Source organism: Vibrio sp. A1-b2 (assembly GCF_021726015.1).
GTDB lineage: Bacteria > Pseudomonadota > Gammaproteobacteria > Enterobacterales > Vibrionaceae > Vibrio > Vibrio diazotrophicus.
Genome location: NZ_JAKKCI010000009.1, coordinates 18,538 through 44,732, shown reverse-complemented (window position 1 = coordinate 44,732; position 26,195 = coordinate 18,538). Strand labels below are relative to the sequence as shown.

The 26,195-nt window shown below is 42.7% G+C and carries 24 protein-coding genes; 13 read left to right on the top strand and 11 right to left on the bottom strand.

Annotated elements, in window-relative coordinates:
* Positions 1 to 5: 5 nt before the first annotated feature.
* Entirely contained in the window at positions 6 to 1,001 is a 996-nt protein-coding gene (locus L3V23_RS16990) for a bile acid:sodium symporter family protein (RefSeq protein WP_102942072.1), read from the bottom strand.
* Positions 1,002 to 1,300: 299 nt separating this feature from the next.
* Between L3V23_RS16990 and L3V23_RS16985 the strand changes: the two genes are divergently transcribed.
* Positions 1,301 to 1,963 carry a GntR family transcriptional regulator gene (locus L3V23_RS16985; RefSeq protein WP_042482665.1) on the top strand — a complete coding sequence of 221 codons (663 nt, stop codon included), beginning with the start codon at positions 1,301 to 1,303 and terminating at the stop codon, positions 1,961 to 1,963.
* 41 nt (positions 1,964 to 2,004) lie between these two features.
* Positions 2,005 to 2,934: an allantoinase PuuE gene (gene puuE, locus L3V23_RS16980; RefSeq protein WP_237292615.1), complete on the top strand. Its 930-nt coding sequence runs from the start codon at positions 2,005 to 2,007 to the stop codon at positions 2,932 to 2,934.
* A gap of 80 nt (positions 2,935 to 3,014) precedes the next feature.
* Here the strand turns inward: puuE and L3V23_RS16975 are convergent, their stop codons facing one another.
* Entirely contained in the window at positions 3,015 to 3,560 is a 546-nt protein-coding gene (locus L3V23_RS16975) for a DUF3299 domain-containing protein (protein ID WP_102987280.1), read from the bottom strand.
* Positions 3,561 to 3,761: 201 nt separating this feature from the next.
* On the opposite strand from L3V23_RS16975, the gene L3V23_RS16970 reads away from it, so the two are divergent.
* From L3V23_RS16970 to L3V23_RS16925, 10 genes are all read left to right on the top strand, one after another.
* Positions 3,762 to 5,252 (top strand): alkaline phosphatase, encoded by a 1,491-nt coding sequence (locus tag L3V23_RS16970; protein WP_237292613.1) that lies wholly within the window; start codon positions 3,762 to 3,764, stop codon positions 5,250 to 5,252.
* A 363-nt stretch (positions 5,253 to 5,615) separates the two neighbouring features.
* Positions 5,616 to 6,377 carry a 2-dehydro-3-deoxy-D-gluconate 5-dehydrogenase KduD gene (kduD, locus tag L3V23_RS16965; protein WP_112404019.1) on the top strand — a complete coding sequence of 254 codons (762 nt, stop codon included), beginning with the start codon at positions 5,616 to 5,618 and terminating at the stop codon, positions 6,375 to 6,377.
* A 209-nt stretch (positions 6,378 to 6,586) separates the two neighbouring features.
* Complete coding sequence (locus L3V23_RS16960; protein WP_102967054.1) at positions 6,587 to 7,225, top strand: RpiB/LacA/LacB family sugar-phosphate isomerase; 639 nt, start codon at positions 6,587 to 6,589, stop codon at positions 7,223 to 7,225.
* A 211-nt stretch (positions 7,226 to 7,436) separates the two neighbouring features.
* Positions 7,437 to 8,366, top strand: a complete 930-nt coding sequence (locus L3V23_RS16955; RefSeq protein WP_102967053.1) for a sugar kinase — start codon at positions 7,437 to 7,439, stop codon at positions 8,364 to 8,366.
* Between the two features lie 9 nt (positions 8,367 to 8,375).
* A complete protein-coding gene (locus L3V23_RS16950) occupies positions 8,376 to 9,002 on the top strand; it encodes a bifunctional 4-hydroxy-2-oxoglutarate aldolase/2-dehydro-3-deoxy-phosphogluconate aldolase (RefSeq protein WP_042482680.1) in 627 nt (208 codons plus the stop codon).
* A 260-nt stretch (positions 9,003 to 9,262) separates the two neighbouring features.
* Positions 9,263 to 10,495 carry a ribokinase gene (rbsK, locus tag L3V23_RS16945; RefSeq protein ID WP_102967052.1) on the top strand — a complete coding sequence of 411 codons (1,233 nt, stop codon included), beginning with the start codon at positions 9,263 to 9,265 and terminating at the stop codon, positions 10,493 to 10,495.
* A 32-nt stretch (positions 10,496 to 10,527) separates the two neighbouring features.
* A complete protein-coding gene (locus tag L3V23_RS16940; RefSeq protein WP_102967051.1) occupies positions 10,528 to 11,460 on the top strand; it encodes a dihydrodipicolinate synthase family protein in 933 nt (310 codons plus the stop codon).
* A gap of 54 nt (positions 11,461 to 11,514) precedes the next feature.
* Positions 11,515 to 12,471, top strand: a complete 957-nt coding sequence (locus L3V23_RS16935; protein ID WP_102967050.1) for a tripartite tricarboxylate transporter substrate binding protein — start codon at positions 11,515 to 11,517, stop codon at positions 12,469 to 12,471.
* A 94-nt stretch (positions 12,472 to 12,565) separates the two neighbouring features.
* Positions 12,566 to 13,003: a tripartite tricarboxylate transporter TctB family protein gene (locus L3V23_RS16930; protein WP_102967049.1), complete on the top strand. Its 438-nt coding sequence runs from the start codon at positions 12,566 to 12,568 to the stop codon at positions 13,001 to 13,003.
* Between the two features lie 9 nt (positions 13,004 to 13,012).
* Positions 13,013 to 14,524: a tripartite tricarboxylate transporter permease gene (locus L3V23_RS16925; protein ID WP_102967048.1), complete on the top strand. Its 1,512-nt coding sequence runs from the start codon at positions 13,013 to 13,015 to the stop codon at positions 14,522 to 14,524.
* Between the two features lie 339 nt (positions 14,525 to 14,863).
* On the opposite strand, the gene L3V23_RS16920 is transcribed toward L3V23_RS16925, so the two are convergent.
* The 7 genes from L3V23_RS16920 to kduI form a co-directional block, all read right to left on the bottom strand.
* The gene (locus L3V23_RS16920) at positions 14,864 to 15,106 is read right to left on the bottom strand and encodes a hypothetical protein (RefSeq protein ID WP_102967047.1); all 243 of its coding nucleotides are present in this window, start codon (positions 15,104 to 15,106) and stop codon (positions 14,864 to 14,866) included.
* A 144-nt stretch (positions 15,107 to 15,250) separates the two neighbouring features.
* Positions 15,251 to 15,688, bottom strand: coding sequence for a hypothetical protein (locus tag L3V23_RS16915; protein ID WP_042482686.1), 438 nt, complete (start codon positions 15,686 to 15,688; stop codon positions 15,251 to 15,253).
* A 125-nt stretch (positions 15,689 to 15,813) separates the two neighbouring features.
* Positions 15,814 to 16,581, bottom strand: coding sequence for an IclR family transcriptional regulator (locus L3V23_RS16910; protein WP_042482689.1), 768 nt, complete (start codon positions 16,579 to 16,581; stop codon positions 15,814 to 15,816).
* 194 nt (positions 16,582 to 16,775) lie between these two features.
* On the bottom strand, positions 16,776 to 18,083 hold the full coding sequence (locus L3V23_RS16905; RefSeq protein ID WP_042482691.1) for a TRAP transporter large permease: 1,308 nt from the start codon (positions 18,081 to 18,083) through the stop codon (positions 16,776 to 16,778).
* 9 nt (positions 18,084 to 18,092) lie between these two features.
* A complete protein-coding gene (locus tag L3V23_RS16900) occupies positions 18,093 to 18,620 on the bottom strand; it encodes a TRAP transporter small permease (RefSeq protein ID WP_042482693.1) in 528 nt (175 codons plus the stop codon).
* Positions 18,621 to 18,695: 75 nt separating this feature from the next.
* A complete protein-coding gene (locus L3V23_RS16895) occupies positions 18,696 to 19,685 on the bottom strand; it encodes a TRAP transporter substrate-binding protein (RefSeq protein WP_102955409.1) in 990 nt (329 codons plus the stop codon).
* A 33-nt stretch (positions 19,686 to 19,718) separates the two neighbouring features.
* On the bottom strand, positions 19,719 to 20,555 hold the full coding sequence (gene kduI, locus L3V23_RS16890; protein ID WP_042482701.1) for a 5-dehydro-4-deoxy-D-glucuronate isomerase: 837 nt from the start codon (positions 20,553 to 20,555) through the stop codon (positions 19,719 to 19,721).
* 386 nt (positions 20,556 to 20,941) lie between these two features.
* Between kduI and L3V23_RS16885 the strand changes: the two genes are divergently transcribed.
* Complete coding sequence (locus tag L3V23_RS16885) at positions 20,942 to 21,877, top strand: DMT family transporter (RefSeq protein ID WP_102967046.1); 936 nt, start codon at positions 20,942 to 20,944, stop codon at positions 21,875 to 21,877.
* A gap of 81 nt (positions 21,878 to 21,958) precedes the next feature.
* Here L3V23_RS16885 and L3V23_RS16880 read toward each other — a convergent pair whose 3' ends face one another.
* Both L3V23_RS16880 and L3V23_RS16875 read right to left on the bottom strand, forming a co-directional pair.
* The gene (locus L3V23_RS16880) at positions 21,959 to 23,878 is read right to left on the bottom strand and encodes an ATP-binding protein (RefSeq protein ID WP_102967045.1); all 1,920 of its coding nucleotides are present in this window, start codon (positions 23,876 to 23,878) and stop codon (positions 21,959 to 21,961) included.
* The gene (locus tag L3V23_RS16875; protein WP_102967044.1) at positions 23,875 to 26,115 is read right to left on the bottom strand and encodes an EAL domain-containing protein; all 2,241 of its coding nucleotides are present in this window, start codon (positions 26,113 to 26,115) and stop codon (positions 23,875 to 23,877) included. Before L3V23_RS16875 ends, L3V23_RS16880 begins: the two co-directional genes overlap by 4 nt.
* Positions 26,116 to 26,195 lie beyond the last annotated feature (80 nt).

The following is a 26,195-nucleotide window of genomic DNA, read 5'->3' as shown; positions in this document are numbered from 1 at the left end:
TTGTTTTAGTTTGTTACTGCTGCACCTTCTGTTTGGCGAGCATAGCGATTCGCTAATATTGCACAGTAGAAAATCTGAATTGGGTGGTAAAGCATGATAGGTAACAAGATCATACCAAGTGTAGGATCGGTTCCAAATATCACTTTCGCCATAGGGATACCCGCTGCCAGCGTTTTCTTAGTTCCACAGAACACCGCCGCCACTTCATCCGGCAGATTCATATTCACACGACGTGCACCCCATTGAATGAAATGCACCATAAACAAAAGAACCACTAAACAAATAGCAATAGAGCTTGCCAGCAAACCAATAGAGAATTCATGCCAGATGCCGTTCTCTACTGAATCACAGAATGCGTTATAGACGATTGCCAAAATGACATACTTATCAACTTTACCCACCGCCCCTTTGTGTTTAGCAATCCAATCAACAAGGTATGGACGTAGGATTTGTCCAACAATCATTGGTAACAGCAGCAACTTAGCGATTGAAAGAACAGAAGCCATCAGATCAAGCTCTACCCCTTCCACGCCCATAAATAGCTGAATAAGGAACGGTGTGATAACGACACCAATAATACTTGAAAGTGATGCGTTGAAAATCGCGCCCGGAACGTTACCTTTACCGACACTGGTCATCGCAACAGAAGAAGAAATTGTGCTTGGTAACACCAGCAGATAGCAAAAACCAAAAGCCAAAGCCGCTGGCATATACGCCATAAATGCTTCACCAAAGATGACCCACAATAGTGGATAAACAACAAAGGTCGCCGCTTGAATGTACAAGTGAAGACGCCAGTTGGTCATGCCCGCTTTGATTGCTTGAGGAGAAAGCCCCAAACCGTGTAGAAAGAAGACAATGGCCACACCAATGCCCGTCAGTTGATCTAGGTGAATCCATCCTCCAGATTTACCCACATCTGAGCTCACTGTTGCTAATGCAATAGCGACCACCATGCCAACAAGAAACCATTCCTTTTTCAACTTTTCTAATACTTTCATAGATCGTGTCTGCTCTTTAATTATTCCCTACATTCCCATGTAAGCTTTTATTCGCATTAATTGTATACAATTATAAATACAAGTAGTGTGCCAAACTCACAAGCTACCATATCACTAGCTTACCGAATATTGTACACACAGTTTTGTGCACCAGAGTCGAACAAATGCTGCATCTTAGTGCAAGAAGTTGGAAGGTTGGCAGCTAGAGATTGACTGGTGCTTACGGAAAACAATAAAAGTCTGTTTGGTATACATATTGCACTACCGCTTTGTATACAAACGTAATTAGAGAGTTCCGCATGTCTAACGACGAAATCATTTATCAAAAAATGCTTAAGGCTATTGTTGAACACCAAATTCCACCGGGTGAACGTTTGCCAGAAGACAAGTTGTCTGAAGCTTTCGGTGTCAGTCGCACTGGTATTCGTAAAGTTCTACAAAGGTTAGCGTTGGAGCGATTTGTCGTTATTCAGCCAAACAAAGGGGCTCAGGTTAACCGCCCTAGTCGCAGAGAAGCTTCTGAAGTCTGGGATAGCCGAATCATGCTAGAGCCTCTGCTCATCCCTTCAATCAGTGAGAACTGGAACGACAAGCTGTCACAGCAGTTTCGATCAATGGTAGAACTGGAAAAGCGAGCCAATCATAACGGCGATATGGCGCAAGCTATTCAGCTTACCGCTAAGTTCCATTATGAACTTGCGCGTGTCGGTCACAACTTGGTTCTGGCTGAGTTTGTCGAGCAATTGTGTTACCGCTCATCTCTGGTTATTGCCGCTTATGGTACTCGCGAGAGTGTGAATTGCGACTGTGGTGACCATTCGAACTTAATAGATTTGCTCGATAGAAATTTGATCAGCGAAGCCCAAAATTGGATGCGCCATCATCTGGAACAGCTAAAGGCCTCTATTTCTTTAACCAGCAAGCAAGAAACGCATGTTGATTTCAGCAAACTCTTCACCTAGCAAATAACATAAAAACGTGGACGATTAGATAAGGAATTCGAATGAAAGATTTTAATCCTCGCGATTATATCGGTTACGGACGCGATAATGTCCCAGACGCCAACTGGCCAAAAAAAGCAAAAATAGCCGTTCAGTTTGTTCTTAACTATGAAGAAGGTGGCGAGAACTGCGTGTTGCACGGCGATTCACACTCTGAGATTTTCTTGTCTGAGATAGCAGGCGCAGAGGCTTACCCTACCCGCCATATGAGCATGGAATCACTGTATGAATATGGCTCTCGTGCGGGTGTATGGCGCATTCTTAATGAATTTAAAAAACGCGAACTGCCTTTAACCATTTTTGGTGTGGCCACCGCATTAGAGCGTAATCCAGAAGTGACCAAAGCGATCATGGAAGATGGACATGAAATCGCGTGCCACGGACTAAAGTGGATTCACTACCAGAACATGCCCGTTAAGAAAGAACGCAAACACATGAAACAGGCACTCGATATCATCGAACGCCTGACAGGTAAGCGCCCTATTGGCTGGTATACGGGAAGAGATTCACCTAATACGCGCGAGTTAGTCGCAGAACAGGATGGACTCTTGTATGACTCAGACTACTACGGTGATGACCTGCCTTTCTGGACTCAAATACCCAATAGCCAGAAACCCGGAGAAACTCGGCCACACCTAGTGATCCCATACACGTTAGATACCAATGACATGCGTTTTTCCTCGCCCTACGGATTTAGCCACGGTGAAGAGTTTTTTCAGTATCTTAAAGAGAACTTTGATTGCTTGTATGAAGAAGGAAAAGATAAGCCCAAAATGATGTCGATTGGCTTACACTGCCGAATCATAGGCAAACCAAGCAGGTTTATGGCACTGAAGAAGTTTCTTGATTATGTGCAATCTCACGAAGGCGTTTGGGTTGCAACCCGCGAACAAATTGCCCGCCATTGGATCGAGCACCATCCGCCTAAGTAATCATTAAATATTGATATATAGGTTCTATCGCCGCTGAGCATCACCTTATTCTCAGCGGCTTGTTTTTCTTGCTTCCAATACTACGAGCTTGAGTCGTTATAAGCTTCAACAGTTACACCGTTAATCAGATAGCCCGCTTGACCCAAATCAGACTCAACCATTTCCACATTTAATTTACCCACGATGTAAACCACATCCCAAAGTCCCTGAATAGGTACGCCTTTATCAAATTTTACATAAAGGATTTGATTCGGTGGCGGGGGCGGAACATGAATACAAGCACCAAAATAAGGAACCAAAAGTAGTTCTGTCACCACTTTATCGTCCCCTTCCAACGGAATAACAAAGCCCGGAATACGCACTTGTTTTCCATCTAAATCATGACGAAATCCTCCAGCCATATTCTGAGGTGGAGTATCACTGTCATGATTTAGCGGCGCTTTATTTGGCAGTAGTGCCGCGTTGCGTTCACTTTCTGGGATCAGATCGAACCAATCCAAAGTGACAACATCAGAACTTGCGATATTGATGTCTTCTTGAGCATAAGTACCAGAAGCACAACCAAGTGCCAGTAATATTCCTAACGCGCTAATGCGGCCAAAACGTTTTAACAAAGTCAGTTTCATAAGTTGTAATTTCTATTGATATCAAAAAGATACGTTATTCATTGTTGCTAATAAAAGTACCTGCAGCATAAGACAGTAATATGACAATAATAAAAACTTCATCCATCAGTAACGCATTATTCATATATATGTTGGGTAATTAGACCCCGTTAAGCCTTTGAGCAACATGGAAATTCGAAAAAACAATTGGAGCCTATGCCCGTGAAAAGTAAAAAACTTCTATTAGTCAGTGGTATTTTGACAGCCCTAGCTGGCTGTTCTACACAGAGCCAAACCACTGGTGTCGATGCACCACAGAAAGATGACGTGTGGTTCAAACAAGCACAGGAAAATATCGCAAAAGCAAAAGCGAACATGCCTATCGATAAACCCGCTAAGAACGTGATCTTATTTGTTGGTGACGGTATGAGCGTAGGTACCATTACCGCAGCGCGTATTTTTGAAGGCCAACGTCGCGGTTTAATGGGCGAAGAATACCGCCTGAATATGGAAACCATGCCAAATATGGCTTTGGCTAAAACCTACAATACCAACGCTCAAACTCCGGATTCAGCGGGTACTGCCTCTGCAATCGTGACAGGTGTTAAAACCAAGCAAGGTGTCATCAGTGTTGATGACAACGTTAAACGTGGTTTCTGTAACACAGTAAAAGGCAACGAAGCAAAAACAGCTTGGGAAATGGCCGCTGAGAAAGGACTGTCTGTAGGTGTTGTGTCTACTGCACGTATCACTCATGCAACACCTGCAACCGCTTATGCTCACTCAGCCGATCGTAACTGGGAGAACGATGCTTCGCTTCCAAACATCGCCAAGAATCAAGGTTGTGTTGATATCGCTCAGCAGTTGATTAGCTTCAACGAAGGTAAAGGTATGGATGTGGTGTTCGGTGGTGGACGCCGTGAATTCCTACCTGTCGATGTTGTTGACCCAGAAGGTAAAAAAGGTAAACGTAAAGACGGTCAAAACCTCGTTGAAAAATGGCAAACTCAACACCCAGATGGTCAATATGTTTACGATCAAAAAGGTTTCGAAAGCATTCCAGCAGACGCGAAAAAAGTGTTCGGTCTGTTTGAAAGCAGCCACATGAAGTATGAAGCGGATCGCCGTGGCAATGAGCCATCATTGGCGGAAATGACTTCCAAAGCGATTGATCTTCTTTCTCAAAACAAAGAAGGTTACGTACTCATGGTTGAAGCGGGTCGTATTGACCACGCACACCACGCTGGTAACGCAGCTCGTGCACTTTGGGATACCGTTGCTTATGACGAAGCAGTCAAAGCTGCACTTGATAAAACAAACCCTGAAGATACGTTGATCATTGTCACTGCTGACCATGCGCACACTCTGATTTCAAACGGTTACGCAGAGCGCGGCAATCCAATTCTTGGTCTGTCTAAATCAAACGGTAAATTGAGTGTCGATGCTTATGGCAAAAACTACACTACATTGAGCTACGGTAATGGTCCTGGTGCGGTTGAAAAAGGCGGTGCAGATCGCCCTAACCCAACTGAAGAAGAAGTGATGAACATTGATTACCTGCAACAGTCTCTAATCAAACTTGATTCAGAAACTCACTCAGGTGAAGACGTCGCTATCTTCGCTCGTGGTCCTCAGGCTTACCTGTTCCAAGGTGCAGTTGAGCAAAACTACATCTTCCACGTAATGAATGAAGCATTAAGTTTAACGAAGTAATACGCTGATTCTTCATCTGGCAAGTTGTATAAAGCCACCTTCTTAATCTCAAGAAGGTGGCTTTTTTTGTTTATAAAAGATCTTGCTGGTTGAAACTAGCCCTCTATTTTAACTCTCTTACACTCACCAAAAGACTCCCTAATCCTCAATAACAGCGCTCAAACCCTCACGAAAATTGATTTTAAAATGCATTTTTGATTTTTTAACAACAGTCAAATCACCGTAAAAATTAGAGATTAGCCATATTTTTTGAAACACCCTTTCATTTTTATTTGTTGAAGAGTTTTTTTCTTGTTATATTCCTTGCCATGATGTTCAGGGCGTTCCTGTTCATATTTAATTAGGTACGTTGAGGGAAAAGTAATGATTCTTGATTCATTTGATGTAAAAGGTAAAGTTGCCATCGTAACCGGTTGTGATACTGGTCTAGGTCAAGGTATGGCTTTAGGTCTTGCACAAGCTGGTTGTGACATCGTTGGTGTAAACATTGTTGAACCAACTGAAACCATCGAACTTATCAAAGCAACTGGCCAAAAGTTCATCGACATTCGCGCCAACCTAATGAAACTGGACGACATCCCTTCTATCGTTAGCCGTGCTGTTGAAGAGTGTGGCCGCATTGACATCCTAGTAAACAACGCAGGTATCATCCGTCGTAACGACGCTATCGACTTCTCAGAGCAAGACTGGGACGACGTGATGAACATCAACATCAAGTCTGTATTCTTTATGTCTCAAGCAGTCGCTAAGCAATTCATGGCTCAAGGCAACGGCGGCAAGATCATCAACATCGCTTCTATGCTTTCTTACCAAGGCGGTATCCGTGTTCCTTCATACACGGCTTCTAAGAGCGGCGTAATGGGTATTACTCGTCTGATGGCGAACGAATGGGCCAAGCACAACATTAACGTGAACGCGATTGCACCGGGCTACATGGCAACCAACAACACTGCTGCTTTACGTGCTGATGAAGAACGTAACCAAGCTATCCTTGAGCGCATCCCTGCTGATCGTTGGGGTACGCCAGAAGACCTAGCGGGTCCATGTGTGTTCCTAGCTTCTAAAGCTTCAGACTACATCAACGGCTACACTATCGCTGTTGACGGTGGTTGGTTAGCGCGTTAATTCGACTGACCTTATCAAATAAACCCATCTGATTTCTTAGTCTCTATACTCTATCAACATCATAGAGTTAGAGGCTAAGAGTGTTAGTTGTGAACATTGTATTTCGGTGTTTAGAACTAACAGTATTGATTACGTTAACGTTAGTGAGCTTCATTGAAGCGTGCTAACAGTTTATATAATTTAAGCAACTACGGTTGCAGGAGATTCTGATGAAAATTGCATTGATGATGGAAAACAGCCAAGCAGGCAAAAACGCAATGGTTCTTAATGAACTGAATACGGTTGCGGGCCCTCTTGGTCACGATGTTTTCAACGTGGGTATGAGCGATGAAGCGGATCACCACCTGACTTACATCCACCTAGGCATCATGGCGAGCATCCTTCTTAACTCTAAAGCGGTTGACTTCGTTGTGGCAGGTTGTGGTACTGGTCAAGGCGCAATGATGTCTCTAAACCTACACACAGGTGTGGTTTGTGGTTACTGCTTAGAGCCATCTGACGCTTTCCTGTTCAACCAAATCAACAACGGTAACGCTATTGCACTGGCATTCGCGAAAGGCTTCGGTTGGGCTGGCGAACTGAACGTTCGTTACATGTTCGAAAAAGCGTTCACTGGCCCACGTGGCGAAGGCTACCCGAAAGAGCGTGCTGAACCACAACAACGTAACGCTGGCATTCTAAGCCAAGTTAAAGCGGCAGTAGCAAAAGACAGCATTGTTGAAGCTTTACGTTCTATCGACCAAGAGCTAGTGAAAACTGCAGTTGGCGGTGCTCGATTCCAAGAGTGCTTCTTCAATAACTGCCAAGACGCAGAAATTGAAGCTTACGTTAAGTCTCTTATTGCTTAATCGAATGCAAATCGTTTATCGGGAATAGATGATTTGAAGCCAACCAGCTCTGGTTGGCTTTTTTCAGTTAAATATGGTCGAAATATTATAATTTTTTATAAAGCGGCTGTTTTATATAACCATATGAATAGTTGTTTTATTTTTACGCCTTGTTTCATTACGTGCGATGCCCTCTTAAAAATCATGCATGTAATACATACGGAGTTTTCCTATGAACCAAATCAAGAAAGTGGCGATCATTGGCGAATGCATGGTCGAGCTTAGAAAAAACGAAGGTACAGTTGAACAAGGATTTGGTGGTGATACGTTAAATACTGCTGTTTACCTTTCTCGTCTTACTCAGTCTGCTGGCGTGACGACATCTTACGTCACAGGCCTTGGTAAAGACCCTTTCAGTGCTGAAATGCTATCTGCTTGGAAACAAGAAGGGTTGAATACCGATATGGTCTTCCTGTCTGAGAAGAAATTACCGGGTATTTATACCATCCAGACTCGTGAAGATGGCGAAAGAAGTTTCTTCTATTGGCGCAATGATGCGGCAGCAAAGTACTGGCTACGTGATGTGCAACTTGAAGCTTTAGAAGCTCAGCTTTGCGAACATCAAATGATTTACCTAAGCGGTATCAGTGTTGCGATTCTTCCTGAAGATTGCCTGAAATCACTTATCGAAGCTCTCACTAAATGCCGAGCAAAAGGCGTCAAGATTGCCTTTGATAACAACTTCCGCCCTGCTCTGTGGTCTTCTATTGAAAATGCGAAGAAAGTGTACACTGAGATCCTAAAAATCACGGACATTGCTTTCCTTACTTTCGATGACGAAGTGCTACTTTGGGGCGACAGCGAAGAGAAGCAAGCCATCGAACGTACTCAAGGCTTCGGCGTTGAAGAAATCGTTGTTAAACGCGGTGCCGACGCCTGTTTCGTTATTTCGAATGGTGAGCTGTACACTGTGGCAGCGAACAAGATCTCTAACGTGATTGATACAACAGCAGCTGGTGACTCGTTCAGTGCGGGTTATCTAGCAAAGCGAATTCTTGGAGGCAGCGAACAACAGTCTGCTTCTGCTGGCCACTTAGTGGCTGGAACCGTTATTCAGTACCGTGGTGCTATCATTCCCTCTAGCGCTATGCCAACACTTTAAGGAAAAAAGATGAAAGATTTAAACCAACAACTTGCTGAAATCAAAGTCGTTCCTGTTATTGCAATTAAAGATGCAAACAAAGCCGTGAAGCTTGCGGAAGTTCTGATTGAAAATGGTCTTCCATGTGCAGAAGTGACTTTCCGTACTGAAGCGGCAGCACAAGCAATCAAAAACATGCGTGAAGCTTTCCCAGAAATGCTGATCGGTGCTGGTACCGTTCTGACAACTGCACAAGTTGACGAAGCTATCGACGCTGGTGTTGATTTCATCGTAAGCCCAGGCTTCAACCCAACAACGGTTAAATACTGCCAACAACGTGGTGCAACAATCGTACCTGGCGTAAACAGCCCAAGCTTAGTAGAACAAGCAATGGAAATGGGTCTACGTACTCTTAAATTCTTCCCAGCAGAACCTTCAGGCGGCGTTAACATGCTTAAAGCATTAACAGCCGTTTACCCAATTAAATTCATGCCAACTGGCGGCGTTAGCCCTAAAAACGTTAACGACTACCTAGCTATCCCAAGCGTTTTAGCTTGTGGTGGTACTTGGATGGTGCCAAACGATCTGATCGATGGCGAAAAATGGGACGAACTAGCAGCACTAGTTAAAGACGTAGCGAACGTTATTGCAAAGTAGTTAGTTCTTCTCTGTGTTATCAAATATAAAAAAGCACCTAATCATCTGATTCAGGTGCTTTTTCGTATTTATCAAAGTCCAACTGTCAGTTTCTCCGTTAGATTACGTAAAACCCCAAATTTTTGTTAAACAGATCACACAAAAACATAATCATCTTGCAGATTTTTGTTTACTTTTGTTTGTCTGTTTTTTGTTTGATTCCACTCTCACCAACACTTTCCGCTAATCCATAGAATTCAGTCATACAGTAAGGATGAGCTATGTACAAAGAAACACGCCAAGAAAAGATAATTCAGTTGCTACGCATTGAAGGCCAAGCGAGTGTCAACTTTCTAGCTTCGCATTTCGGAGTGACTAAAGAGACGATTCGAACCGACTTATCTCAACTTCAGAATGACGGCTTAGTCGTTAGACATCATGGTGGCGTCTCTTTAAAAAAACATCTTATGCAGAATGAGCTATTACAAGACGACAGCAACCTAGATATCAGCCATTTAATGCAAACTCATCACCTAACACATTCAACGCATAACCAAAGAGGAGCTTCAAGGCTTATGGTCGGGAAAGTATGTGTTTTTGGCTCTTTTAACGTCGATATCGTCGCAAAAGTTAGCCGATTTCCTAAAAATGGGGAAACACTAGTTGCAAAAGAAACAACTTTTGGCCCTGGTGGTAAAGGGGCAAACCAAGCACTAGCTGCACACTCCGCTGGTGCACGGGTTCACTTCGCAACAAAAGTTGGGAAAGATCAATTTAATCAATTCGCCCGTAACCATTTTGATTCGAGTGGAATAGAGTCTTTCTCCCTTTATGAAGCAGATAAAACATCAACTGGTAGTGCTGTAATCTATGTTAACGATGACGGCGAGAACTTTATTGCAATTTGCCCCGGTGCCAATCACCTTGTGACCAGTGAGGAAGTAGCGGAGCTTATCCCATACATTAGTGAATCTAAAGTCCTGCTCGTGCAATTAGAGAACAATTTTGATGCTATTGATGGCGTTATTAAGTTGGCAAAAGGTTTAGATGTTCAAGTTATATTAAACCCAGCTCCTTATTCTCCTGAAGTCGATAATTTTATCGCCAGTGCCGATATTATCACTCCAAATGAAACAGAAGCTTCACAAATCTCTGGTATCGAGATAACTGATATTGAGACGGCAAAACAAGCAGCCGCTGTGATTCACCAGAAAGGCGCGAAATCAGTAATTATTACTATGGGACGCCAGGGCTCGGTACTTTTTGATAGTGAACAATTCACTCATATCCCTGCGTACAATGCTGTAGCTGTAGATACTACAGGAGCAGGCGATGCATTTAACGGCGCACTTGCTGCTTCTTTAGCAAAAGGAGAAACGCTTTCGCATGCAGCTCTTTATGCTACAGCTTTTGCTTCTCTTGCTGTGGAAAGAGAAGGGGCCGCCAATATGCCAAACCATGCGTTAGTTGCAGCTCGAATGCTTCAACAACAAGTTTCCATCAAAGCAATTTAATACAACATTTTGCTTAACTCAGGACTGAGAAAATGAAAAGAATCGAAGGTATCGTTCCAGTAATGCTGACGCCATTCACTAACGAGAACAAAATTGATTACAAAGGCTTAGAAAATTTAATTGACTGGTACATTGACAATGGTGCTGATGCTCTATTCGCCGTATGTCAATCAAGCGAAATGTTGTTCTTGTCACTAGAAGAGCGTGTCGCGTTATCGAAATTCGTCGTTGATTACACCAATGGAAGAGTTCCTGTTATTTCTTCCGGCCATATATCTCCAGATATTAATGATCAGATCACTGAACTCAACGAAATCGCCAAAACAGGCATTGATGCATTAGTTCTGGTTTCAAATCGTTTAGATCCTAACAACGAAGGTACAGAAAAGTTCCTACACAATTTGACAACTATTATGGAAGCTCTACCTAAAGATATGCCACTGGGCCTTTATGAGTGCCCTGCTCCATATCGTAGATTACTGACAGATAAAGAGATTGAGTTTTGTGCCAATTCTGGACGATTTGTAGTGTTAAAAGACGTAAGTTGCGATTTGGAAACCGTTAAACGACGAGTAAAACTTGTTGAAGGCACACCATTTGCGATTATCAATGCTAATGCTGCTATTGCTTATGAAGCGATGCAAAATGGTTCAAAAGGGTTTAGCGGTGTATTTACAAACTTCCACCCAGATTTATATAACTGGCTATACCATCACGCTTCTGAAGCTCCGGAATACGCGGAAAAGCTTTCTAGATTCCTATCTTTAAGTGCAGTAACAGAAACGTTAGGGTATCCCAAAAATGCAAAAGTGTTCCACCAGCGTCTTGGCACGTTTAGTTCAACACAAAGCCGCGTAACAGACGCTGATGTGCTAGAAAAATTCTGGGGACTTAGTGTCATCCTAGATCAAATTGCTTCTGCAGCTCAGTCAGAACGAGACACAATAAAAAACTTAAATAAATAACCAAAACACTTCCCCCTCAGTGATAACAACTAAAACTATTACAGGAGTTTTAACATGAAACGAGTCCTACAACTCAGCCTAATAACAGCAGCTATGGTTGCCTCATCTTCTGCAATGGCAGCGTGGCCAGAAAAACCAATTCAAATCATCGTTCCTTGGGGTGCTGGCGGTAATACAGATACAGTTGCTCGCCTTGTAGCTGAAGGTCTACAAGAGCAACTGGGTGTTAATGTTAACGTCATCAACCGAACTGGCGGTGCAGGAGTCGTTGGTCACGACGCTATGGCAAAAGCTAAACCAGATGGTTACACACTGGGTGTAGCCACAGTGGAAATCGCGATGATGCGTCACCAAGGAATGACTGACCTAAACTATGAAAACTATACGCCTGTCACTCGATTAGCTGTGAACCTTGGTGGTATTCAAGTCGCGTCAAACTCTCAATTTTCAACAATTAGCGAGCTAACTGACTATATCAAATCGCACCCAGGTGAACTTAAAGCATCTGGTAGTGGTTTGAACTCAGGCTGGCACCTTAACCTTGTTGGTATGCTAGATGCGATGGGAGTTGCTTCAAATGCTGTCACTTATGTACCTTCTGAGGGTTCAAGCTCTGCCCTTATGGAACTTGTTTCTGGTGGCATCGATTTTACAACTTCATCGCCAGGCGAAGCGAAAAGCATGGTAGATGCAGGAATGGTAAAAAATCTTGCAACAATGGCTGAAACGAACACTGGACTATACAAAGACATACCAGTCTTCCAACAAGCAACTGATTATTCATACAGCTTCTCTACTTGGAACACACTAGTTGCACCAGCTGGTATTTCTAAGGAAATCCAAGATAAGTTAATCGCAACAATGAAAACTGTATTTGCAGAAGGAAAGCTTCAACAATTCGCGACCAAGCAAGGGTTTGAAGTTTACCCTCTATATGGTGATGAGCTAGCTAAGTTTATGAAAAGTGAAGATGATAAGTATGGCAAGCTTATTGGTAAGTTAAGTAAATAGTAACTTGGGGTGGAGTTCAGCCCTCCACCCACTTACCGATTACAATGTGGCGAATCGTCACACTTATTTATTCTGTGGAACTCGTAGGTGTTATATGCGTTCATTACCACTATCGCAATTCCTTATCGCCATTTTTTCATTGCTTATTCTGATTACTAGTTTGAGTCAATATGGAGGAGTGAGCGAATATGGCGCAGGGTTTATGCCAACTATTCTAAGCGCCTTGTTGCTTGCATTTACATTGTTGGATGGTGTTATCCATCTTCGCCAGCAGCCAGTAAAGCAAAAGTTCAGTTCAAAGGAAATCGGTGCACTATTGCTGATTGTTATTACTATTGGACTATTTACATATCTAATTTCTTATCTAGGCTTTTTAGTTTGCGCAGCTTTGATGCTTTTTGTCCTTATTAGTCTTCGCAACCCTAAGAAACTCATAGTAAATGCCGTATTTTCGTTAGTTTCATCCGGCATTATCTATTACGTTTTTGGTCACCTACTCATGGTAGCGTTACCTAACGGTATATGGTCATAGGAGACAAAAATGTCTGTACTTATCGGCGCTTTTCAATACATCGACCTAAATGCCATATTAGCAGTGACCGCTGCAGGTCTATTTGGGTTAGTTGTGGGTTCAATTCCCGGTTTAACTGCAACTATGGCCGTCGCGCTCATGGTTCCATTTACTTTCTTTATGGATCCAATCCCAGCACTAGCTCTTATGATTTCTATTGGAGCGTCTTCGATATACGCCGGTGATATCCCAGGTGCACTATTGAGAATTCCAGGGACACCTGCATCTGCAGCTTATGTGGCTGATTCAAATGAACTGGTTAAACAAGGGAAACTAAACCGCGTTCTAGGAATTGGTTTAAGCAGTTCCGTTATTGGTGGCATAATTGGTGCCATTATCTTAATGCTTGCTGCTCCTATGCTGGCAAAGTTCGCACTAAAATTCAGCTCTTATGAATACACGTGGCTATCTCTACTGGGTTTAACTTGCGCAACGTTGGTCGTTGGAAATCAACCTCTTAAAGGTATGGTCACTCTCTGTTTTGGCTTACTACTCGCTTGTGTAGGTTATGACCAAATTACGGGCGTACCTAGATTCACTTTTGGCGAAGTCAGTATGTTGCAAGGGATCAGTTTTATCCCTGCTATGATTGGTCTATTCGCAATTTCTGGCGCAATTGAATACTACGCAGGAAAGATCACCACTAAAAAGCAAGATGTAATACCAACCCAATCGAGTTTCAATCTCTTTAAAGGTGTACCTCGAACAATGTGGAGATACAAATTTAATATTTGCCGTAGTAGCGTGCTTGGAACATTAATTGGAGCCCTTCCTGGCGCAGGAGCAGATATAGCCGCATGGATATCTTACGCAATCTCACAAAAGTTTTCTAAAAATCCCGAGCGTTATGGGAAAGGTTCAGAAGAAGCTATTATCGATTCATCTTCAAGTAACAACGCTAGTTTGGCAGGTAGTTGGATTCCTTCGTTAGTTTTTGGCATCCCTGGTGACTCAGCGGCAGCGATAATTATTGGTGTGCTTTACATGAAGGATATGAACCCAGGACCAACCTTGTTCTTGTTCCAGCCAGAAAAACTGTATGCAGTATTTATTCTATTCTTTATTGCTAACTTGGCACTTATTCCATTAGCTACATTAGTGGTTAACTTTATAAAACGTGTAATTTTTATCGATAAGGCAATCCTTTACCCGATTATTATCATATTTAGTACCGTTGGATCTTTTGCTATCAATAATTCCCTGTCATCGATTGTTGTTATGCTGGGAATGGGCGTCGTAGGATATTTGCTTCAACGGGCTCAGTACCCTATATCACCAATTATCCTCGGGATGATTTTGGGGCCTATGCTTGAGAAAAACTTGTTGTCTTCAATGATTAAGTCGAATGGCAACCTGTTGGAATTTGTTGAAAGACCAGTATCTATGGTACTTGCTTCATTCTTTGCGTTAGTAGTTGTGCTTCAAATTCGTTCAATTATTAAATCATTTAGCCATACCAAACAGCACTCCTTATCTCATTAAAAAACGTCCTGAATGGGTAGTTAAGAAAATATCAATAAAACTAAGGGCTGCAGACCGATTTATTACAATCATTCTGCAGCCCTTGTTGTATCTACACTTCGACTAATTTTCTGTAACTTTGCAATCCTAGTTAGATATTGAATAAACTAAAACTAATTATTAAATAAAGCGACTAGCTGATCGACATTACCCTAAATGGACGTTTTTATTCATTTAACACCAGTCCAGTTATGCATTTATCAGACAACATATTTTGGCCGAACTTAGTTTCGATTTGTTCTAATGCTTTATATACAAATAAACAGCATAAGGTAGTCACAACGCAATATCTCAGCTCAGCTACTGAAACTCTTTACCATGATTCTCCAGAGTTTGTTTGCCACACTTAGTACACACTATGTACCTGTCTGTTAACTCCAAAGAAGCCCCTGCTGGCAAAGAGGCAGCAGACCCGCTGAAAAAACCTTCCAGAAAAGCTTTGAACTGCTCTTTTTTAGATTTCCCGTACTTAGATGGCTTTTGTTTCATTACCTCTTTGTGCGTTGTTTCCTCACCGCATTGCTCACAAAATCTAGTGTTCATATACTCTCCCTAAAATAAGGCACACATAAAAAATACTCATACGCTTGTAAAGCGAGTAACAGACTGAGTTGCATCTGAGCCGAATATGTCTGCCTTGTAACCTTAGAAATGAGAAAACTAAGCGACCTTAACCATTAATTGTGCTTACTTTAGCTTCACAACTTTACCTGTTAGAGCTACGCCCGCAACCATAGTACCAGCGCCACATTGGAAGGTTTTCTCACTTGAAGTTAGGTTGCTCTTATAGTTCGATTTGATATCAATGACGGCATTCCCGCCTTCTTTTACCGCTCTGTCCTTCAATGCAATCATGGCTGACAAAAAGACCCAGTCACAGGCTTCCTGATCAGTTTTGTTGAAAGCGTTGGTTTTTTTGTTGGTTTTGAACTCACCAAAATCTGAAAGGACTTTAGGATGTTTCTGCTCACCAAAATAAAACTTAATGTCCGTACCCAATTTCGCTTTAGCGACTTCTGAATTCAACGCCGTTTCAATTGAATAAGAGCCGATATCGTCTCTAGCAAAAGTGTTAGTAGAAAAGAAAGCTAAAGAAAACAACGTCAACATTGCTAGCTTTTTCATATGTTAAATCTCCTTGATTAATAATCCCTAAACTCAGCCAGTAAAGTGAGCTAAAAACAAGCCACCCTCTATATCAGAGCTGTAAAAGGGAAAGCTTATATTTGAAATGAATAAAAACGTACCATTTACGACAAGTTCTGATTCAACTTGCTCGCTAGCTCAATTAATTCGCGTTTGGTATTTTCTAAATCTTCAATATGATGGTGAACAGTGTTGGAGTTCAGCGTCATATACGGAATTGTGATGGTTGCTAACACATCACCCAGCACGCCAAAAATCGGCAGACTGATGTTGGTCACTCCCATAATTTGCGGACTTTCGCCTACGTAATAGCCACGCTCTCTCGTTGCTTCTACATGGCTTAGCGCATGCGCTTTTTCTTCTGGCGTTGCATCCAATCTGTCTAACACAGATTGACGTTTCTCTTCACTCAGGAAGCTCAAGAAAACGATGCCCGAGCCCGATGAACAGATATCAATGACAGAACCCAGTCTTAAGCTGAAACCCATTTTGTAGGGGCTCTCTTGGCGTGCGATAACGGTCATTTCACCATTGCTGTATGCCGACATATGGCAAGACTGATTTACTTTGTTGCAGATATCTTCCATCAATGGCGTAGCACGCTTTAAAAGCTGAGCGATGGGTGGATGCTGGTTCGATAGCGCAAACATTTTCAGCGTTAACGCATAAGTTGACGTGTAGCTGTCATATTCAATGAACTGCTTTTCCACCAGCACAGACAACATGCGAAAGATTTCGTTGATACTTCTATCTAAGCTTTCCGCTATCTGCTTTTTTGTGAGTGGCTCATCTTGCTGAGCAAGCAGTTCAAGAATATCTAAGCCTTTTTCAAGCGCAGGCGCTCTATATTCAGTTTTCTTAACTGATTCCATTACTTTTTACTCAATACATGTGCATGAAAACGAGCCGATAATACTCGAAATGAAGTTTGTTTGTCTCATACCGATGCCCGCTATTTTGAAACTGACATGGGTATAATTTCACTTTGTTAACAAGCGCACTCGCTTATAGCCAAAAGAAAACAACCCCAGGCTAAGCTGAGGTTGTTTTTGATAAATCATACTAGTTACTTAATCAAACCCATCGCTTCTGGAAGCGTCATTGAGATGGCTGGAATGTAAGTCACCAACATCAGTACCGCAAAAATCACGAAGAAAAACGGTAGCAATGTTTTGATTACTGAATCAATGCTGATACCACTCACCTTACAGCCGGTAAACAGAATCGGTCCTACTGGCGGTGTAATCGTACCTAGTGAAAGGTTGAAGACTAATAGGATACCGAACTGCACTGGGTCCATACCTAAGCCCATACAAATTGGCAGGAAGATAGGTGTAAAGATCAGTACTGCTGGCGTTGGGTCCATAAATGTACCCACAAATAGCAAGATCACGTTAATGATCAATAGGATGATGATAGGGTTATCCGTCAAGCCTAATAGCATATCTGCAATCATTCCCGGGATTTGTGTAAATGCCATTACCCAAGACATGATTGACGATGTTGCCAGCATAAAGATAACAATAGCCGTCATTTTTGCTGATTGTAAGAAGATTTCTGGCAGTCTTCTGAAATCCAAAGAACGGTACATTGCACTCAGAAGCAGAGAATAAACAACCGCGATGGCCGAAGCTTCTGTTGCTGTAAACACACCACCTAAGATACCGCCAATCACCACGATGATCAGAGACAAACTTGGGATGGCATCCACCGTTACTTGACCGCACTCTTTTAGCGTCATACGGTGTTTAGCGATGTACCCACGGCGTTTTGCCATAACACCCGCAACAAGCATGACACCTAGACCCCAAAGAATACCTGGGATGTAACCACCCATGAACAATGCAGAGATAGAAACACTACCCGCTACTGTCGCATAGACGATCAATGTGTTACTTGGTGGAATCAACATACCAGTTGGTGCTGACGCGATGTTTACCGCAGTACTGAAACGCTTGTCGTAACCTTCTTTTTCTTGGATTGGTGACATGATGCCGCCGATAGCCGCCGCAGAGGCTACGCCAGAACCACTGATTGAACCGAACAGCATGTTCGATACAACGTTAGTTTGAGCAAGAGAACCCGGAAAGAAACCACTGACAATCTTAGAGAAGTTAATCAGCCGTATCGCTATACCGCCGTTATTCATGATGTTACCAGCAAGAATAAAGAACGGAATGGCGAGCAGAGCAAAGGAGTCTAAGCCTACGAACATACGTTGAGCAGAGGTTACCATTGCCCCCTGAGTTGGCAGAATAACCATCATTGCGCCGAAAGAGGAAATACCTACTGCGATAGCAATCGGTGCGCCAATCACTAGGAAGAAGACCACACCGGCGAACATAATTAAGGCAGCTGTTAATGCTAAGTCCATGACTCACTCCTACTCTGCCGAAGAACGTAATTGCTTCCAGCGTTCGACTAGCTGCAATTCGTTGTAAATAAAATAAAAAACCATTAACGCTCCACTGATTGGAATCGCTGCGTAAATCGTTCCCATAGGAATTTGTAGTGCAGAATCTAACTGCCACATTTGGCGCGTTGCACTGCTGTAACCGCCGAAAATCATGATGGATAGAGCAAAAGTGACAATCGCTAGTTCGATAAACGCTTCAACAATGATTTGTGTTTTTTGGGAGAACTTCTCTTTGATAAAAGAGATAGCCATATGTTCTTTCAAGCCGAAAACAAGCGCACTACCGAACAACACTAACCAGATAAACAGGTAGCGAGAAAGTACTTCACTCACCGCGCTTGGATCATTGAATACGTAACGGACAATAACTTGATAAGTCACAAGAATGGTCATTAAGGTGATTATGGAAATACAAAACCAAGAAACAATCTTGTCTAACCAATGCTTAACGACAGAAAAAACTTTAAATAAGCCACTTGGCGTATGGTCTAACATAACATCTTACCTTTATATGGCTAGGCCGAAGGCTAATGAGGCCGGGCAAATACCCGGCCATATTACCGATGAAAATTATTGCAGCGCTGCAACTTTTTCGAATAGATCTTTTTGCTCTGGAGTCTTGATTAGGTCTTTTTGTAGAGCGCTACAAGACTCTTGGAAAGGTTTGATATCAACTTCTACGAACGTTGCACCTTTATCCATCGCTGTTTTCTTAGCTGTTTCGATTTGAGCATTCCATAGAGCGAATTCGCTTACTGTGCTCTCTTTCGCTAGCTTTTTGAACGTCGCTTGGTCTTCTTTAGACATAGTTGATAGGAAGTAGCTGCTTGCTACTACTAGGTCTGGAACCATTAGGTGACGAGTAGCAGAGAAGTATGGAGCCACTTCGTATTGCTTAAGGTCAGCGTAAGTGATTTCGTTGTTTTCTGCACCATCAAGAACGCCTTGTTGTACTGCAGTATAAACTTCACCTTGACTCATTGGTACACCAGTACCACCCATGCAAGAAAGCATCTTGATCATAGTGTCAGATTGCATTACACGGATTTTCTTACCTTTCATGTCTGCAACGTTTGCTACAGAGTTGCCTTTTGTGTACATGCTACGTGCACCAGCTGTGTAAGCTGTTAGTACTTCAAAACCGAATTTTTGAGTCGATGCAAATAGGTTATCGAGTACGCCAGAAGTAAATACTTTCTCTTGGTGTGCTGAACCTGTGTACACGTAAGGCATACCGATTACAGCGAATGTTTTGTCGTAGTTTTCAACCAGTGGGTTAGCCACAACAGCCATTTGAATCGCACCGTTTTGCACAAGCTCTAGTGCTGCACGTTGGTCGCCCAATAGTTCGTTAGGGAAAATGTTTAGCTTGTAACGACCATCTGTTTCTTTGTTTAGCTTCTCACCAAACTCTTTAAGCGCTAGGTATTGTGGGTGCTTGTCAGATTGGTTGAAAGCAGCTTTGATCTCAGTTGCTGCTGACGCAATTGAAGAGTAGCTCAGTGCGCTACCAACAACAGTGGCGATAGCAGCTAATTTTAGGGCAGATTTCTTAAGCATCATGTTTCTCCATGAAATACAAATAGGTTCTTATTATCGAATTTCGTTCATATCTACGAAATCCATATCGTCGAATGTTTGGTTCTCACCCAACATTCCCCACACAAAACTGTAGTTTTGCGTGCCACAACCAGAGTGAATTGACCAACTTGGCGATAGCACAAGTTGATGGTTTCTCACTACGATGTGACGCGTTTCTGTTGGCTCACCCATGAAGTGGAATACCACTTGAGATGGCTGAACGTTGAAATAGAGGTAAGCTTCCATACGGCGCTCATGAGTATGGGCTGGCATAGTGTTCCAAACACTTCCTGGTTTCAGATGTGTTACGCCCATGCAAAGTTGGCACGTAGGGAGTACATCTGGGTGTAGGTATTGATTGATCACACGGTCGTTAGCGGTTTCTAGTGAACCCAATTCAACAAGGCGAGCTTCACTACGCAAAATGGTGCGTGATGGATATGTGTGATGAGCAGGAGCGCTTAGGCAGTAAAGTTTTGCGAAATCACCTTCCAATGCACGGAATTCGATATCTTGCTCGCCTTTACCTAGGTAAACCGCATCCAAGTGTTCTAACACGTAAACACCGTTTTGAGTACGAACTTCCGCTTTCTCTCCTAAGTTCACAATGCCCAGTTCGCGGCGTTGCAAGAAATAGTCAGTACCAAATGCTTTGTTATCAACAAAGTCTTCCAGCTTAAGGGCTGCGTTACTAGGACTGATGCCCATCGCCACAACACGGTCGATGTGACTGTACACAAGCGTGATTTCACCTTGTTTGAACAATTCTTCAGTTAGGAATTCTTCTCTTAAACGATCCGTATCGTACGACTTAGCGTCTTTTGGATTGTTGTTGTAATTAATGTGCATAGCACCCTCCTTTAAGATGGGGCAAATCTAACACTCGTTTATATTTGAATAAATTCATTCATATTTGATTTGTGATCCTTTAGGTACTTTTGAAACACTGTTCCTGTTATTTTTTGAGCTAACGCAAACAAAACGCAGATAGATGAAGGCAAATAAGGGAGAAATCTGATTAGTAGTACGCAAGACAAATGATTCCCCCATTCAGGAATCATTGATTGATATGCAAATAGATGTGCAATTAGCCACTAACAAATGAAAAGAACATCTTTTATGCAACAGTGATTAAAAAAGTACACAATATGGTATAGAATCCATTATTCAAAAAATACAAACTGTCGTTTCAAAAACAAACTTCTGATTTTTTTAGCCTTTAGGTAACCTGCCATATGCCATCGCAATCAACCCATTTTTTCTCGCGACCAATGGTCGTATATGCCATAGCTATACTCTGCACTGTGTTATGGGGTAGCGCTTATCCAGCCATTAAAACCGGCTATGCTCTGCTCAACATCGAAGCACACGATGTTGCATCGCAAATGGTGTTTGCGGGGCAACGCTTTCTATTGGCGGGGATTTTCCTGATTATTCTGTCGGTATTGTTTAGACGTCACACTGGAACCATCACCAAAACCAAAGTGCGTCAAATTGTTGTACTGGGCCTGACTCAGACCAGCTTGCAGTACATCTTCTTCTATTTGGGTGTGGCATTTGCAACCGGTGTAAAAGCGTCCATTTTGAACGCAACGGGCACGTTCTTTAGCGTTCTTCTGGCACACTTCATCTATAACAATGACCGCTTAACGCAAAGAAAAGCGATTGGCTGTACGGTCGGCTTCTTAGGTGTGTTCATTGTCAACTTCAACCAATCATTGCTCGATTTTCAGTTCAGCTTATTGGGTGAAGGCTCTGTGATTTTTGCTGCTTTCATTCTTGCTGCTGCTTCTATATACGGAAAGAAAATATCACAAGGCATTGATGCTATGGTTATGACTGCATGGCAATTGGCTATCGGTGGATTGGCGCTATTGTGTGTGGGGTATCTATTCGGCGGCCACTCTGGCGACTTTGATTTTGCCAGCCTGTCACTACTGATCTACCTTGCTTGTTTGTCTTCTGCTGCGTTTGCGCTGTGGAGCGTATTGCTAAAACATAACCCTGTGAGCATGGTGACCATTTTTAACTTCCTGATCCCTGTTTTTGGTAGCAGTTTGTCTTCCATATTTCTGGGCGAAACGATTTTAGAATGGAAAAACATGGTTGCACTGATACTGGTGTGTAGCGGCATCTATTTAGTGACAAAGAGTAAAAAACCAAGTTCGTAATAATCGACTTCAGTCCTCTAAGTACAGCCTCAGAACAAGACACGAAAGAGCAGCACTGGCGAATGCGGGTGCTGCTCTTTTTTAATTACTCGCGTCACTCGCTTGCCGTTCTTGTTGGCATTGTTTAGGCATTTTGATGATAAAAGTCGTACCTTTTAACAGCTCAGATTCCACTTTAATTGAGCCGTTCAAAGAGTTGGTTACCCATTGATGGACAAAATGCATACCCAGACCGGTATTTCCTTCCGCTCGATTAGTGGTAACAAATGGGTCAAAAATATTTGGCAATACCTCAGGAGCGATTCCTTTACCGTTATCCGACACGCGTATTTCAACATCACGCCCATTACTGCAAAGCTGTGCCTTCACCGAGATTTTTCCGCCAATTTCCTTTTTGAAAGCATGCTGCATAGCATTTACCAGCAAGTTTTGCAGAACATGAGAGACACTCCCCGGTCGCCCAACCATCTCTATCGGATCAACCTGAATGTCATATTCAATTTGGCTCTCTTTGAAGCGTGGCGACAAAGTGGCAAGCAGATCGCCAACTACCACATCCAAACGATATGACACCACATCTTCCCTGACTCTATCTATTGCTAAGCGTTTAAAGCTTCGAATGAGTGTTGCGGCTTTTTTCTGACTGTTTTCCACGAGCTCCAAACCTGTTTCCGTCGAGATTAAATATTGGTCTAACGCACTTTTGCTCAACCCTTCCTCGACCGCTTGTGTTAATCGCTTATGTTCAGCCCTAAGCCGTGATGCCGCTAATATTGCAGTACCAATCGGCGTATTAAGTTCATGGGCAACCCCTGCCACCATCATGCCTAATGCCGAGAGTTTACGTGACTCCACGAGGTCATGTTGTAGTAACTGCTGCTGATTTAATAAGTTCCGATTGTACTCAGAAGACTGTTCAATTTTCTTCTTATCTTTCTCTTGCTGACGATAAAGCTTGATCAATTGCATTTTCAAATCCCATTCTCGTCTAAGAATAAAGATACCAAACAAAACAATGGTTGCGCAGAGAGCAAGCGAGGGTATCAGTGCATCAATCTTCAACTTATTCAATACAGACACCGATGTGGTGGCGACAAAACATAACGTGGGACTACGTACTATATCTTCGGATAAAAGGTTGCCCGTTACGTTATTGCACTCGTAACTGGCAAAACCCAAAGGGTGATTGAAACGACTCAAGGACTTTTGCTTGTTTATTTGAGACCAAACTTCTGGATTATGGACTGCGATATTGTGGGTCGTCTCTTTTAGATCGCGCCCCCATTCCAATGTGTGATCTACATTCTTTAGCCAGTACCCGTCGGTATCAATGAGCTGCAGGTTCACTCTGTCGGAGTCAAAGGAGCGGATGACGTCAAGCAGGCCACCGACATCATAGTTAAGAACTAATAAACCCGAGTGAAGGCCGTGAGTTGCTCCGGTTTTAATCGTGGCTCTGATCGTAGGTCGGAACGGTACTTCGATCACGCCGTTCTCCACGTTAAGGTCAACATTTGAGAGATATATTCTCCCATCACCGGCGTTCAAACCTTGCTCGACGTAATAACGACTACTTTTGTCTTGCAATACATTATTGTCAGCTACGATGATATTTCCATCTTTGACATCCACCCTGACCTTCTCGATTCCATTTTCATCCAGCCAACGGACCTGCATGAGCGGATCAACACTTTCTACAAACGAGATGAAGATCCGACGTATCAAATCACTGTTTAGTGGAGAGTCCGAAGCAAGAGCATAGGTAAATGCGGGAGAGCGAAATAGAATCTGTATGGTATTTCTTATATCGCCAATCTTTTGCCCCCAGAGAACTTCTGCCTGAGCAATTTTCCGTTGTTGTTCGACAGCGACCGAATCTAGGCGATTATTTATGTCATTTTGATACAACAAACCACCCAACAATCCGCTGATGAACAGACCAAATAAGAACAACACTAAGATATTTCGTCGCGCCGACTGTTCTAATTTATTGACGTTCATTCGCTGCAATCAGATCTGTTTTGTTTGAGCCAATCCAATAACTCATCAACGCCCATAGGTCGAGCATACAGATATCCTTGGCCAAGGGTGCAACCTCTCTCTATCAAAGCATCACGCTGCACATCTGTCTCAACGCCTTCAGCAATAACAGTGAAATTAAACAGGCTCGCAAGGCTCATGACCAAATCAACCACCTGTTGGCTCGCCATATCTTCATTCAAATGTCGAACAAACGAGATATCAATTTTTATTGTATCGACAGCAAGTTGAGAAATATGAGAAAGCGAAGAATACCCTGTACCAAAGTCATCAATACTGATTTTTATACCTGCCTGATGCAGGTGTTCAAGAGCAGGCTTAATTTCGAGATAAGATTCCATAGCCTGACTTTCTGTAATTTCCACTTCAATTAGGTCAGGGTTCAGGTTTTCTCCGCGCACTAAATCCAGCAGTAAACCGATATATTCAGGGTCGGTGAGATCTTTCACCGTCGCATTTATTGAGGTAGGCAGGTTGTAACCCGCGTCTTCTAGCCTATGAAGTGCTTGAAACGTTAGTTTCGCCGCAATCGCATCCAACTTGTTAATCAAACCACTGCGTTCAGCAATGGGAATAAAAATATTCGGGGGAATCATGGTTTCTTGCTTCTTCCAGCGTAACAACGCTTCCAAACCCACAGCACGCCCTGTATTAAGATCGCACTTCGGTTGTAAAACGATATAAAACTCATCGTTTTCTACTGCTGCTTTTAAGTCCCCGAGGATTTGGTAATCGCGCATCAGACTTTCTCGATAAGATGGCTCGTACGCCATGATCTTAACTTTATTCTCTCTTGCACAGCACAGTAAGCTTCTAGCCATATGCAGGATTTGTTGAGCGGGATAGTCCGACAGTTGACTCAACTCCACTCTTGCAAAAGTCAACGTACAGCGCACCTGATAGTCCCCTACGCTGTGTGAAACGCTCGAAAGGTTGATCAATTCATCGTCTGACAAAGCAAAACTTTTGTTATACAAAATCGCAAAACGATCTGACCCTACACGAGTAACCACAGATGAAGTATGGAACGTTTCAATTAAGCGCTGGCAAACAGAGTTCACAAGCGCCATCAGAGCTTGTTGATTAAATGAGATAGCGTGGGTGTCGTAGTCATCCAACTCTACCACCAGCATTTCTAACTGAGCCATTTCTTCTTGGTTAATCATCTCTAGTTCACGTAGCAACCAGTTGCGGTTCTTCACGTCTAAATCAACATCTTGATATGCCAATTTGGAGAGTTGATTCACCAGCGCAATTTGCATAAACCCAGAGCTGATGTTTTCACTAAATACTTGTAACAAGCGAACATGGTAGTCACTTAAGCACTTTTTGCTTTCAGCTAGCACTAGATAGTTATAGCTACCGTGGTTGTCGCCGGAGAAATACAGGACGGATAGATTACTTCTAAATTTATGGTTTTGATGAGCAATAGACTCTTGAATAAGCTCTTCAAACTCCAATTTCAGCTTATCTGGCAGAGTATCGCCTTGTTCAACGTCGGGTATTCCATATGAGGCAACGATGGGTGCGCTATCGATAGTGTTACCCTTATCCATCCGTAACACACAAAGAATAGGTTCACCAAAGCCACCAAATAACCCAACGATCTCTTTGATAACAACCTGAATAAAGGTATTGGTATCGTATTTGCTCGCGATATTACGAGAAGCATCCACCACCAATTGAAGCCCCATTCTTGCTTTATCCAGTTCATACATAGAATGCCAAGAGCGGAAATTGGCTGCTGCAATCGACTTTAAGGTTTCATGGTCAACTTCCGACTTATTCCAATACTCATTGATATCGTACTGCAACATAACATCTTTGCGCGGCGCAAAACCTGGTTGCCCAGTGAGCAAAATAATACGGATGAGTGAATTGCCCTGAACATTACGAATTGTTTCTACAAGACGAAGACCGGCGTCATCATGTTCCATCACCACATCAAGCAGAATGAGTGCTATATCATTGTGTTGGGTTAAGACATAAGCGGCTTCTGCCGCTGAACTAGCGGAAAGGACTTCAACCGGACGTCCGTTTACCTCTAAGTCACTCAAGCTATAGATAAGTGATTGCTGATAACCATGATCATCATCAACCGTGAGTACCTTCCAACTAGGTTGCATGTCGTACTCAATAGCATTTATAGACATAGAACTACTTGAGTCGTCTACAAAGACGAAGCGACCATCTGACATGATTTTTAAAGCCTTTAGTTTATGAACCGGTGTGCGGTTTCTTAGTTCTGTATCTATAAACGTCTAGTTCCAATTTTTTA

Coding starts and splice junctions, on each gene's coding strand:
- L3V23_RS16930 (WP_102967049.1), top strand. CDS start 12,566: ATGCGTTCATTACCACTATCGCAATTCCTTATCGCCATTTTTTCATTG.
- L3V23_RS16910 (WP_042482689.1), bottom strand. CDS start 16,581: ATGGAATCAGTTAAGAAAACTGAATATAGAGCGCCTGCGCTTGAAAAA.
- L3V23_RS16900 (WP_042482693.1), bottom strand. CDS start 18,620: ATGTTAGACCATACGCCAAGTGGCTTATTTAAAGTTTTTTCTGTCGTT.
- puuE (WP_237292615.1), top strand. CDS start 2,005: ATGAAAGATTTTAATCCTCGCGATTATATCGGTTACGGACGCGATAAT.
- rbsK (WP_102967052.1), top strand. CDS start 9,263: ATGTACAAAGAAACACGCCAAGAAAAGATAATTCAGTTGCTACGCATT.
- L3V23_RS16875 (WP_102967044.1), bottom strand. CDS start 26,115: ATGTCAGATGGTCGCTTCGTCTTTGTAGACGACTCAAGTAGTTCTATG.
- L3V23_RS16925 (WP_102967048.1), top strand. CDS start 13,013: ATGTCTGTACTTATCGGCGCTTTTCAATACATCGACCTAAATGCCATA.
- L3V23_RS16985 (WP_042482665.1), top strand. CDS start 1,301: ATGTCTAACGACGAAATCATTTATCAAAAAATGCTTAAGGCTATTGTT.
- L3V23_RS16915 (WP_042482686.1), bottom strand. CDS start 15,688: ATGAAAAAGCTAGCAATGTTGACGTTGTTTTCTTTAGCTTTCTTTTCT.
- L3V23_RS16955 (WP_102967053.1), top strand. CDS start 7,437: ATGAACCAAATCAAGAAAGTGGCGATCATTGGCGAATGCATGGTCGAG.
- kduD (WP_112404019.1), top strand. CDS start 5,616: ATGATTCTTGATTCATTTGATGTAAAAGGTAAAGTTGCCATCGTAACC.
- L3V23_RS16990 (WP_102942072.1), bottom strand. CDS start 1,001: ATGAAAGTATTAGAAAAGTTGAAAAAGGAATGGTTTCTTGTTGGCATG.
- L3V23_RS16920 (WP_102967047.1), bottom strand. CDS start 15,106: ATGAACACTAGATTTTGTGAGCAATGCGGTGAGGAAACAACGCACAAA.
- L3V23_RS16935 (WP_102967050.1), top strand. CDS start 11,515: ATGAAACGAGTCCTACAACTCAGCCTAATAACAGCAGCTATGGTTGCC.
- L3V23_RS16975 (WP_102987280.1), bottom strand. CDS start 3,560: ATGAAACTGACTTTGTTAAAACGTTTTGGCCGCATTAGCGCGTTAGGA.
- L3V23_RS16950 (WP_042482680.1), top strand. CDS start 8,376: ATGAAAGATTTAAACCAACAACTTGCTGAAATCAAAGTCGTTCCTGTT.
- L3V23_RS16885 (WP_102967046.1), top strand. CDS start 20,942: ATGCCATCGCAATCAACCCATTTTTTCTCGCGACCAATGGTCGTATAT.
- L3V23_RS16905 (WP_042482691.1), bottom strand. CDS start 18,083: ATGGACTTAGCATTAACAGCTGCCTTAATTATGTTCGCCGGTGTGGTC.
- L3V23_RS16960 (WP_102967054.1), top strand. CDS start 6,587: ATGAAAATTGCATTGATGATGGAAAACAGCCAAGCAGGCAAAAACGCA.
- L3V23_RS16895 (WP_102955409.1), bottom strand. CDS start 19,685: ATGCTTAAGAAATCTGCCCTAAAATTAGCTGCTATCGCCACTGTTGTT.
- L3V23_RS16880 (WP_102967045.1), bottom strand. CDS start 23,878: ATGAACGTCAATAAATTAGAACAGTCGGCGCGACGAAATATCTTAGTG.
- kduI (WP_042482701.1), bottom strand. CDS start 20,555: ATGCACATTAATTACAACAACAATCCAAAAGACGCTAAGTCGTACGAT.
- L3V23_RS16940 (WP_102967051.1), top strand. CDS start 10,528: ATGAAAAGAATCGAAGGTATCGTTCCAGTAATGCTGACGCCATTCACT.